This is a genomic window from Flavobacterium sp. (assembly GCF_049318185.1).
Lineage (GTDB): Bacteria > Bacteroidota > Bacteroidia > Flavobacteriales > Flavobacteriaceae > Flavobacterium.
The window spans coordinates 1-9,579 of the sequence record NZ_JBMOGV010000087.1 but is presented as its reverse complement, the minus strand read 5'-3'; the positions used below and the strand labels follow the sequence as shown (position 1 = coordinate 9,579).

The window sequence follows — 9,579 nt, the reverse complement described above, 5'->3', positions numbered from 1 at the left end:
GTTTAGTCTCAATATCTCTAAAATCTTCTATTATCAATTATTTTTTTTAAAATAAAAAAATATTATTTACTTTTAACTCCTTTCAAATAAAACGTATATGACTAAAATTACTTTACTATTTATAGGATTACTTTCTAGTGTAGGTTTTGCACAAGTAAGTTATGTATCAACAGACTTTGCTCAACAAAATGAATCGTACATCGTAAGTACGGCTACCGCTTCTGCTTTGGCGTTAGACTATGAACAAACCGGTCCCAATTTCAGTTGGGATTACAGCGCTTTGACACCTAGTACTCAGGAAGCCTTATTGTATCAAAATCCTATCAATGCGGGCTATAAAACTGCTTGGTGTTTTTTTAACAGCTATTTTTTAACTTGCAATGCGCAGTTCAACAACAATTTTAACTTAGCAACTAAATTAACTAATGGTATCGAGATTCAAGGTTATGGTTTAAGTAACGTTATCGATCATCTGAAATTGTCTTCTTCTTCATTGGAAGACAGAATGATTGGAGCAGCAATTACTGTAGGTAGTACAACGCTACCATTTGTAGCTTCCTATCAAACAGCAGATGTACTCTATCAATTCCCTATGAATTATAATGATAATTACACCAATCCTTTTGCTTTAAGTATTGATTTAAATACTTTTAATGTGCCAATACAGTATGCTTCTGCTGGTCAGAGAACTAATTTGGTTGAGGGCTGGGGTTCTTTAGTAACTCCTTTTGGGACTTTTGCCAATGTGTTGAAAATGAAATCTACCGTAGTGAATACTATTACCGTTACCTCCAATGGAACGCCAACTCAAAACACTGTTACGACCGTTTCTTACAAATGGTTTGACAAAGCCTATGGTATTCCTGTTTTGCAAGTAGATGGGAGTGTAGTAGCGAATCAATGGGTCCCTAATCAAGTAACTTATTTTGATATTCAACGCTGTTTGACTCCTAATGCTACTTTTGCTTATTTTCCTTTAGCGAGCGATTTTGTTCCTGCCAACAATAATGCTTCGGTTTCATTTATTAACACCAGTACCAATTATGACAGTGTAAGTTGGGATTTTGGGGATGGTTCTGCTACTAGTAACGAAGTTAATCCAACGCACAATTTCAGCTGTCCTGGGGTTAAACAAGTTACGCTTACTACAACCAATGCTTTTTGCAATCCAAACCAAACGGATACTATTACTATTCCAGTAACCATAACAGATACTCAAAATGCTTTCACGACTAATGTCACTATAGGAAATGCCTCTTTATTAGCCGATAGGACATTAACAGGCACTAATTATCAGTGGTTAGACTGTGATAATGGCAATAGCCTAATTCCAAATGCTATTGCACAAATCTATACTCCATCAGCAAATGGAAATTATGCCGTGCAACTTACCACAAATGGTTGTGTAAGCGTTTCAGATTGTTATGCTTTTTCTGGTTTAGGCACTATAGCTGTAGATATTAAAAGTGGTCTTTATTTATATCCCAATCCAACAAAAGGAAATCTAACTTTATCAAATACTACTATTGATATTAAAAAAGTAACGATTACCAATACATTAGGGATTTTAGTTGGTCATTCCTTAGACATTTCATCACTTGCTAATGGAATCTATTTGGTAACCTTAGAAACCAATACTGGGTTTTTTGTACAAAAAATAATTAAGGAGTAAACCTTATAGTATAAAGATGTAAACTTCCACAATAGCGTGCTTTTTTACTCTTTGGTTTCATTAAATTTTTTCAAAATCGCTTTGCGCAATTGTTCACGAGCTACTTTCTTGGCTTTAGCTTTATCTTGTGCTTTGTGTAATTTGTCGTTGTGTGCTTTGATGTTCTTTTCGTTATTTCTACTCATGATACAAAAGTACAATTTTTTGGTAAAAAGAAACTTTGGCACAAGTATTGACTATAATTAAAAAACTAATCCTCTTAATAAAGGTCATAAAATTTTATAATCATGAAAAATATCACTCTACTTTTAGCTTTAATAGGTATAATAACCTTGCAAAGTTGTAATAACGACACCGCAACAAATACCATAGATAATGACACTATCAGTGAAGTATTTGAATATTCTAATGTGAACTTTTTACCCAATAGTTATAGCGTGGTTTTAACTTATCCTCATCCTATTTATGATTCGGATATGGTGTTAGTATATCGTTTGTCGGGTATCTATCAAGGTGCAGCTGTATGGAAATTAGTGCCAGAGACTTACTATTTTGCAGATGGTACTTTAGATATAAGATACGATTTTGATTTTACTCGTTTTGATACGCAAGTTTATATGGAAGGTTTTAATTTGCCAGCTGTGAGTTCGACTTATCGTTTGAACCAAGTCTTTAGAGTAGTGATAGTGCCTGGTTTCTATGGTAATAAACGAAGTAAATTAAACTTCAATGATTATAATGCTGTGGTTCATGCATTACATATAGATGAAAATAGCATGCTAAAGGTTGAATAAATTCACATCATGCGGTATTGTATTGGAAAAGTAGAACTTTAGCTGCTTTTTGAGTGTGTTATACGACTGTTTTATAATTATTCTAATAGCAATTGCATCAATTGTGAATGCAACCATCGATTGAATTTAAATCCAGTTTCCCTCAGCACGGCAACAGTCTTAAAACCAAATTGTTCATGAAAATTGATGCTGTTTTGGTTTTCAGAATCTATTACTGCAATCATGGTATGAAGTTTTTGTTGTTTGGCAAGGTCAATAAGTCTTTGCATTAAAAGTTTTCCGATACCTTTACCATGAAAATTATTTAATACATAAACCGAATGTTCTACAGTAAATCGGTAAGCTTCACGAAAACGAAATTCACTATAATAACCAAACCCAACAACTTGATTTTCCACAACGGCTACTATAATCGGAAATCCTTTATTCAGTTTATCTTCAAATATAGCTATCTGGTTTTCTAATGTTCTAGGGTGGTAATCATAGAGCGAAGTTGAGTTTAGGATGTTATAATTAATAATATCCACAAGGATTGCAGCGTCTTCTTTTTTATAGTTTCTGATTAGGACTTCCATCTTTCAAAAATATAAAAATATCACATATGTTTCTAATTGATATCAGTGTAAATTTGGGTGGTCTTTACAAAACAAATTATATATAGTTTAAGGTTATTTCTTCCTATATTTGTAGTCCATAAAGAGTAACCATGATTTATCCTAAAATACCTTTGGCGCAAAGCATAATTGAAATATGCCATGCCAAAGGAGTTCATGATATCATAATTTCACCTGGTTCTAGGAATGCACCGTTAACTATTGGTTTTACTAATAATCCAGTTTTTCGTTGCTATAGTATTGCGGATGAACGTAGTGCTGGTTTTTTTGCTTTAGGAATGGCACAGCAAATACAGAAGCCCGTGGCTTTAGTTTGTACTTCAGGCTCAGCTTTGTTAAATTATTATCCTGCGCTAGCTGAAGCTTTCTACAGTCAAATTCCGTTGATAGTAATTTCGGCTGATAGGCCACTAGATAAAATTGATATTGGTGATGGGCAAACAATTCGTCAAGAAAATGTTTTTCTGAATCATTCGCTATATAATGTTAATTTAAAAGAAGAAGTATCAGAGGAAAATAATATACTTATCAATGAAGCCATTAATATTGCTATAGCTAACAAGGGACCCGTTCATATCAATGTGCCATTTGAAGAACCACTATACGAAACAACTAGTAAATTATTAGTAGATTTTAACGTAACAAGTCTTGACAGAGCAAATAGAATGGTTACTTTAGAAGATTTAATTGCTTTTTCTGCCTTATGGAATCACAGTGAAAAGATATTGGTTTTAGTAGGTGAAAATAAACCCAATGCCATAGAACAAAAATGGATGGATGTTTTGGCTTCTTTGCCTTCGGTTGTAGTAATGACCGAAACAACTTCAAATCTTCATCATCCAAGCTTTATTAATACTATTGATACTTTAATTACTCCTTTTACTTCTAAAGAGTTTACTGAATTACAGCCTAGAATTCTAATAACTTTTGGAGGAATGATAGTTTCAAAAAGGATAAAATTTTTTTTAAGAAAATACAAACCAAGCCATCATTGGCACATTGACGAACTTAGGGCATATGATACTTTTGGAATGTTGACCAAGCATTTCCAAGTAGCACCTAACCAATTTTTTTCACAGTTTTTGCCTCACATAAAAAATATAGAAAGCAACTACAAAACTACTTTTGATAAAATTTATAGGGAAAGAAAAATAAAACACAATAATTATCTCTCTAGTGTTCCATTTTGTGACCTTAAAGCTTTTGAAAGTATAATAGCAGGATTGCCAAAAGATATTCAATTGCAAATTAGCAATAGTTCAGCCATTCGTTATGCACAATTGTTTGATATTGATGCCTCTATAGAAGTATTTTGTAACCGTGGAACTAGTGGTATTGATGGATGTACGTCTACGGCTATTGGCGCTGCTGTTGCAAATAATAAACCAACGGTTTTGATAACGGGCGATATTGGTTTTTTATATGACAGCAATGCCTTATGGAATAATTATATTCCAAAAAACTTCAAAATTATTTTGATTAACAATGGTGGTGGTGGAATTTTTAGAATATTACCAGGACACGAGGAATCGGAAACCTTCAATACATTCTTTGAAACTTCTCATTGTTTGACAGCAGAGCATTTAGCCAAAATGTATCGATTTGAGTATTTTACTGCTAGTGATACAATTTCATTATCTAATGCAATGCAACAATTATTTGGCACCAACAACCAACCTGCCATTCTTGAAGTATTCACACCCACAAGAGAAAATGACAAACTGTTGAAGCACTATTTTAATGAATTAGTATAAATAACTATATTTACGAAAACCTATTATACATTGAATACTAACAAACTAAAAATATTTAACGATCCTATCTATGGTTTTATAACCATTCCCAATTCATTAATCTATGATTTAATTCAACATCCTTATTTTCAGAGATTACGTCGCATTTCCCAAATGGGATTATCATATTTGGTTTATCCTGGTGCGCATCACACCAGGTTTCATCATGCGCTTGGCGCCATGCACATGATGCAAAAAGCAGTAGAAGTACTTCGTTTCAAAGAGGTTGTTATATCAAAAGAAGAAGAAAATGCCTTATATATTGCTATTCTTTTACACGATATTGGCCATGGTCCTTTTTCTCATGCTATGGAACATAGCATTGTAGAAGAAGTAAATCACGAATCGATTTCTTTGCTATTTATGAATCAATTGAATGAAGAGTTTGGTGGGCAATTACAATTAGCAATTCAAGTTTTTAAAGGAGAATACCATAGAAAGTTTATGCTACAGTTGATTTCTAGTCAATTGGATATGGATAGAATGGATTATTTAAAGCGTGATAGTTTCTACTCTGGTGTAGCGGAAGGAAATATCAATTCTGATAGGCTAATCCAAATGATGAATGTAGTTGATGATGTATTAGTAATGGAAGAAAAAGGTATTTATTCTATTGAAAAATTCCTTATGGCTAGACGATTAATGTATTGGCAAGCCTATTTACATAAAACAAGTTTAGTTGCCGAATTGACTTTGACTAAGACATTGCAACGAGCTAAAGAATTACTTAATAAAGGAATTGCTATTGAATGCAGTAGGCCTTTAAAGTATTTTATGGAACATAAAATTACTCTTGAAAATATATCAACCACTGATTTAAATACCTTTTCTCAATTAGATGATTATGATATAATTAGTGCATTAAAAGAATGGAAATATCATGATGATTTTATACTAAGTAGTTTGAGTAAAATGATAATCAACAGAGATTTATCTAAAGTTAAACTCAATAACGAAAAATTCCCAACTGAAGTTTTAGAAGAAATGACTATTCGCTTTGCCAAAGAGCATAATATCACACAGCAAGAAGCCAAATATTTTATTTTTAAGGGGAAAATAAAAAATCAAGCTTACAGTAAGAACGCAGAGCCTATTAGGATTTTAAAGAAAGACAGATCAATTGAAGATGTCGTAGAAGCATCAGACCAGTTAAATCTAAAAGCATTATCAAAACCTGTCACCAAATATTTTATATGTTTTCCAAAACTACTTGAAGAAATTTAATATTAAAATTGATTTTTTTATACTTTTGTGCCAATGAAGTTTACAGCAGCTCAAATAGCAGGAATTCTTGAAGGTGAGATAGTAGGTAATCCAGATGCCGTAGTTTTCAAGTTATCCAAAATTGAAGAAGGAACGGAAGGTTCGCTAACATTTTTAGCCAACCCAAAGTATTCTAATTTCATATATGATACAAAAGCTACTATCACTATCGTAAATAACACTTTTGAGCCCGAAAGCGATATCAACACTACATTAATAAAAGTAGATGATGCTTATCAATCTTTTTCAAAACTACTTGAATATTATAATCAAGTAAAGTTAATGAAGTCTGGTATTGAACAACCTTCGGTGATTTCTGAAAATGTAATTTACGGTGAAAACTTATATCTGGGTAGCTTTAGCTACATTGGTAAAAATGTTGTTATAGGAAAAAATGTAAAAATATACCCCAACTGTTTTATAGGTGATAATGTACTTATTGGAGATAATTGTATCTTTTTTGCTGGTGTAAAAGTATATTCTGAAACGGAAATAGGCAGCAATTGTAACTTTCATTCTGGATGTGTGATTGGTTCAGATGGATTTGGTTTTGCACCAGTTGATGATGGAACTTACAGTAAAATTCCACAAATAGGAAATGTAATAATTAAAGATGGGGTAGATGTTGGTGCTAATACTACTATTGATAGAGCAACATTAGGGGCGACCATTATTGGAAATGGCGTAAAACTTGACAATCACATACAAATTGCTCACAATGTAGAAATAGGAGATCATACAGTAATTGCTGCACAAACAGGTGTTGCTGGTTCTGCCAAAATAGGTAGTAATTGTTTAATTGGTGGACAAGTTGGTTTTGCAGGACATATAGTTGTTGGTAACAATGTTCGTATTCAAGCACAATCAGGAGTTGGAAGAAATGTGAAAGATGGAGAAGTATTGCAAGGTAGTCCATCCTTTGGATATGCAGATTTTAGTAAATCTTATGTACATTTCAAAAATTTACCAAAAATTGTAACGGATTTAGAAGAATTAAAAAAGAATAAAACAAAATAAAATAAGCATCTCATGGTTAAACAGAAAACCATCCAAAACGAAATTTCACTGACAGGTGTTGGATTGCATACCGGAAAAGAAGTAACAATGACTTTTAAACCAGCGCCAGTAAATAGTGGTTTTACTTTCGTTAGGGTTGATTTAGAGGGAAGTCCGGTTATAGAAGCGGATGCCAATTATGTAGTTAACACACAAAGAGGTACAAATCTTGAAAAGTTAGGCGTTAAAATTCAAACCTCAGAGCATGTTTTAGCTGCTTTTGTGGGTTGTGATGTTGATAATGTTATCATAGAATTAAATGCCTCTGAACCTCCAATTATGGATGGTTCCTCAAAGTTTTTTGTAGAAGCAATTGAAAAAGTTGGTGTTGTAGAGCAAGAGGCAGAAAGATACTATTATGTGGTTAAAGAAGTTATTTCATTCACAGATGAAACCACAGGAAGTGAAATTCTTGTCATGCCGGCAGATGATTATCAAGTAACAACGATGGTAGATTTTGGAACAAAAGTTTTGGGCACACAAAATGCTACACTAAAAAATATTTCTGATTTCAAAGCAGAAATTTCAGATGCAAGAACTTTTAGTTTTCTCCATGAATTAGAAGCCTTATTAGATAACGGTTTAATAAAAGGTGGTGATTTGAATAATGCCATCGTTTACGTCGATAAAGAGATTTCTGAAAAAACCATGCATAATTTGAAGATAGCTTTCGGAAAAGAGCATATAGCTGTAAAACCAAATGGAATACTTGACAATTTAACGCTGCATTATCCAAATGAAGCTGCACGTCACAAATTATTAGACGTCATTGGTGATCTAGCTTTAATAGGAACTCGTATCAAAGGTAAAGTTATTGCCAATAAACCAGGACATTTTGTTAATACACAATTCGCTAAGAAATTATCAAAAATCATCAAAATAGAACAACGTAACCAAGTTCCTGTTTATGATTTAAATTTAGAACCATTAATGGATATTCATAAAATCATGAGTATCTTACCTCATCGTCCACCTTTCTTATTTATTGATAGAATTATAGAAATGTCTGAAAGTTATGTGGTTGGTATGAAAAATGTGACCATGAATGAAGGTTTCTTTGTAGGCCATTTTCCTGAAGCACCAGTTATGCCAGGCGTTATAATTGTTGAGGCAATGGCACAGACAGGAGGAATACTTGTTTTAAGTACAGTTCCTGATCCAGAAAATTACTTGACATTTTTCATGAAAATTGATAATGTGAAATTCAAACACAAAGTACTTCCAGGAGACACTTTAATTTTTAAATGCGAATTGATTACCCCAATAAGAAGAGGAATATGTCACATGCAAGCAAAGGCTTATGCTAACGGAAAGTTAGTTGCCGAAGCTGAATTAATGGCGCAAATAGCCAAAAAATAATAAGATATGAAATGAGCGTTTTATAATTTATTTTAATCATAAAACCGAATTACATTTGACTAATTAAAAAATAACAAAGACAAATGAATCAACCTTTAGCCTATGTACATCCAGGCGCAAAAATTGCTAAAAATGTAGTTATAGAACCTTTTACAACCATTCATAATAATGTTGTTATTGGCGATGGAACTTGGATAGGTTCCAATGTTACCATTATGGAAGGAGCACGTATTGGTAAAAATTGCAACATTTTCCCAGGTGCTGTGATTTCTGCTGTGCCACAAGATTTGAAATTTGGTGGAGAAGAATCTCTTGCTGTCATTGGAGATAATGTAACTATCAGAGAATGTGTTACCATAAATAGAGGAACTATTGCTTCTGGACAAACTAAGATTGGTAATAATTGTTTAATTATGGCAACAGCTCATATTGCTCATGATTGCCATATTGGCGATAATGCTATTATCGTAAATGGAGTAGCATTAGCCGGACATGTAATCGTTGGGAATTATGCTATTATTGGCGGTTTAGCTGCAATTCATCAGTTTATTCATATTGGTGATCATGCCATGATTTCTGGAGGTTCATTGGTTCGTAAAGACGTACCACCTTACACAAAAGCAGCAAAAGAACCTTTATCCTATGTGGGGATAAATTCTGTTGGACTAAGAAGAAGAGGATTTACTTCTGAAAAAATTAGAGAAATACAAGATATTTACAGAATACTATACCAAAAAAACTATAATACCTCTCAAGCAATGGGAATAATAGAAGGAGAAATGGCTGTTTCTCCAGAACGAGATGAAATACTAGATTTTATTAGAAATTCGTCAAGAGGTATTATGAAAGGATACTCTGGATCATATTAAAAAAGCTCAGTGTTCAGCAATACGTGTTCAGTTAGACTATTTATGAACTTTGATTAAACTAAATAAATTTTAAACTACATTAAACAATAACAAAATGGCATCTACATCAGATATTAGAAACGGATTATGCATCAAGTTCAATCACGATATTTATAAAAT

At 32.8% G+C, this 9,579-nt stretch carries 9 protein-coding genes and 1 pseudogene; 8 read left to right on the top strand and 2 right to left on the bottom strand.

The genetic code is table 11. The annotated features are described in order from the left end of the window. Positions 1-97 precede the first annotated feature (97 nt). On the top strand, positions 98-1,672 hold the full coding sequence (locus tag ACOYLT_RS08540; protein WP_422853438.1) for a PKD domain-containing protein: 1,575 nt from the start codon (positions 98-100) through the stop codon (positions 1,670-1,672). Positions 1,673-1,716: 44 nt separating this feature from the next. On the opposite strand, the gene ACOYLT_RS08535 is transcribed toward ACOYLT_RS08540, so the two are convergent. After that, the gene (locus tag ACOYLT_RS08535) at positions 1,717-1,857 is read right to left on the bottom strand and encodes a hypothetical protein (RefSeq protein WP_422853437.1); all 141 of its coding nucleotides are present in this window, start codon (positions 1,855-1,857) and stop codon (positions 1,717-1,719) included. A gap of 102 nt (positions 1,858-1,959) precedes the next feature. On the opposite strand from ACOYLT_RS08535, the gene ACOYLT_RS08530 reads away from it, so the two are divergent. Continuing rightward, complete coding sequence (locus tag ACOYLT_RS08530) at positions 1,960-2,466, top strand: hypothetical protein (protein WP_422853436.1); 507 nt, start codon at positions 1,960-1,962, stop codon at positions 2,464-2,466. Between the two features lie 77 nt (positions 2,467-2,543). Here ACOYLT_RS08530 and ACOYLT_RS08525 read toward each other — a convergent pair whose 3' ends face one another. Further along, positions 2,544-3,041, bottom strand: coding sequence for a GNAT family N-acetyltransferase (locus tag ACOYLT_RS08525; protein ID WP_422853435.1), 498 nt, complete (start codon positions 3,039-3,041; stop codon positions 2,544-2,546). A 131-nt stretch (positions 3,042-3,172) separates the two neighbouring features. On the opposite strand from ACOYLT_RS08525, the gene menD reads away from it, so the two are divergent. The 6 genes and pseudogenes from menD to ACOYLT_RS08495 all read left to right on the top strand — a co-directional run. Further along, positions 3,173-4,834: a 2-succinyl-5-enolpyruvyl-6-hydroxy-3-cyclohexene-1-carboxylic-acid synthase gene (menD, locus tag ACOYLT_RS08520; RefSeq protein ID WP_422853434.1), complete on the top strand. Its 1,662-nt coding sequence runs from the start codon at positions 3,173-3,175 to the stop codon at positions 4,832-4,834. A 30-nt stretch (positions 4,835-4,864) separates the two neighbouring features. After that, positions 4,865-6,097: an HD domain-containing protein gene (locus ACOYLT_RS08515; RefSeq protein WP_422853433.1), complete on the top strand. Its 1,233-nt coding sequence runs from the start codon at positions 4,865-4,867 to the stop codon at positions 6,095-6,097. Between the two features lie 33 nt (positions 6,098-6,130). After that, positions 6,131-7,153 (top strand): UDP-3-O-(3-hydroxymyristoyl)glucosamine N-acyltransferase, encoded by a 1,023-nt coding sequence (gene lpxD, locus ACOYLT_RS08510; RefSeq protein ID WP_422853432.1) that lies wholly within the window; start codon positions 6,131-6,133, stop codon positions 7,151-7,153. 12 nt (positions 7,154-7,165) lie between these two features. Next, on the top strand, positions 7,166-8,551 hold the full coding sequence (locus tag ACOYLT_RS08505; protein ID WP_422853431.1) for a bifunctional UDP-3-O-[3-hydroxymyristoyl] N-acetylglucosamine deacetylase/3-hydroxyacyl-ACP dehydratase: 1,386 nt from the start codon (positions 7,166-7,168) through the stop codon (positions 8,549-8,551). Positions 8,552-8,634: 83 nt separating this feature from the next. Then, positions 8,635-9,420 carry an acyl-ACP--UDP-N-acetylglucosamine O-acyltransferase gene (gene lpxA, locus ACOYLT_RS08500; RefSeq protein ID WP_422853430.1) on the top strand — a complete coding sequence of 262 codons (786 nt, stop codon included), beginning with the start codon at positions 8,635-8,637 and terminating at the stop codon, positions 9,418-9,420. A 94-nt stretch (positions 9,421-9,514) separates the two neighbouring features. Next, positions 9,515-9,579: pseudogene (locus ACOYLT_RS08495) on the top strand (elongation factor P); the annotation flags it as partial.

Excerpts from the sequence above, each read along its gene's own strand:
- ACOYLT_RS08525 (WP_422853435.1), bottom strand. The coding sequence starts at position 3,041 with ATGGAAGTCCTAATCAGAAACTATAAAAAAGAAGACGCTGCAATCCTT.
- lpxA (WP_422853430.1), top strand. The coding sequence starts at position 8,635 with ATGAATCAACCTTTAGCCTATGTACATCCAGGCGCAAAAATTGCTAAA.
- ACOYLT_RS08505 (WP_422853431.1), top strand. The coding sequence starts at position 7,166 with ATGGTTAAACAGAAAACCATCCAAAACGAAATTTCACTGACAGGTGTT.
- ACOYLT_RS08530 (WP_422853436.1), top strand. The coding sequence starts at position 1,960 with ATGAAAAATATCACTCTACTTTTAGCTTTAATAGGTATAATAACCTTG.
- lpxD (WP_422853432.1), top strand. The coding sequence starts at position 6,131 with ATGAAGTTTACAGCAGCTCAAATAGCAGGAATTCTTGAAGGTGAGATA.
- ACOYLT_RS08535 (WP_422853437.1), bottom strand. The coding sequence starts at position 1,857 with ATGAGTAGAAATAACGAAAAGAACATCAAAGCACACAACGACAAATTA.
- menD (WP_422853434.1), top strand. The coding sequence starts at position 3,173 with ATGATTTATCCTAAAATACCTTTGGCGCAAAGCATAATTGAAATATGC.
- ACOYLT_RS08540 (WP_422853438.1), top strand. The coding sequence starts at position 98 with ATGACTAAAATTACTTTACTATTTATAGGATTACTTTCTAGTGTAGGT.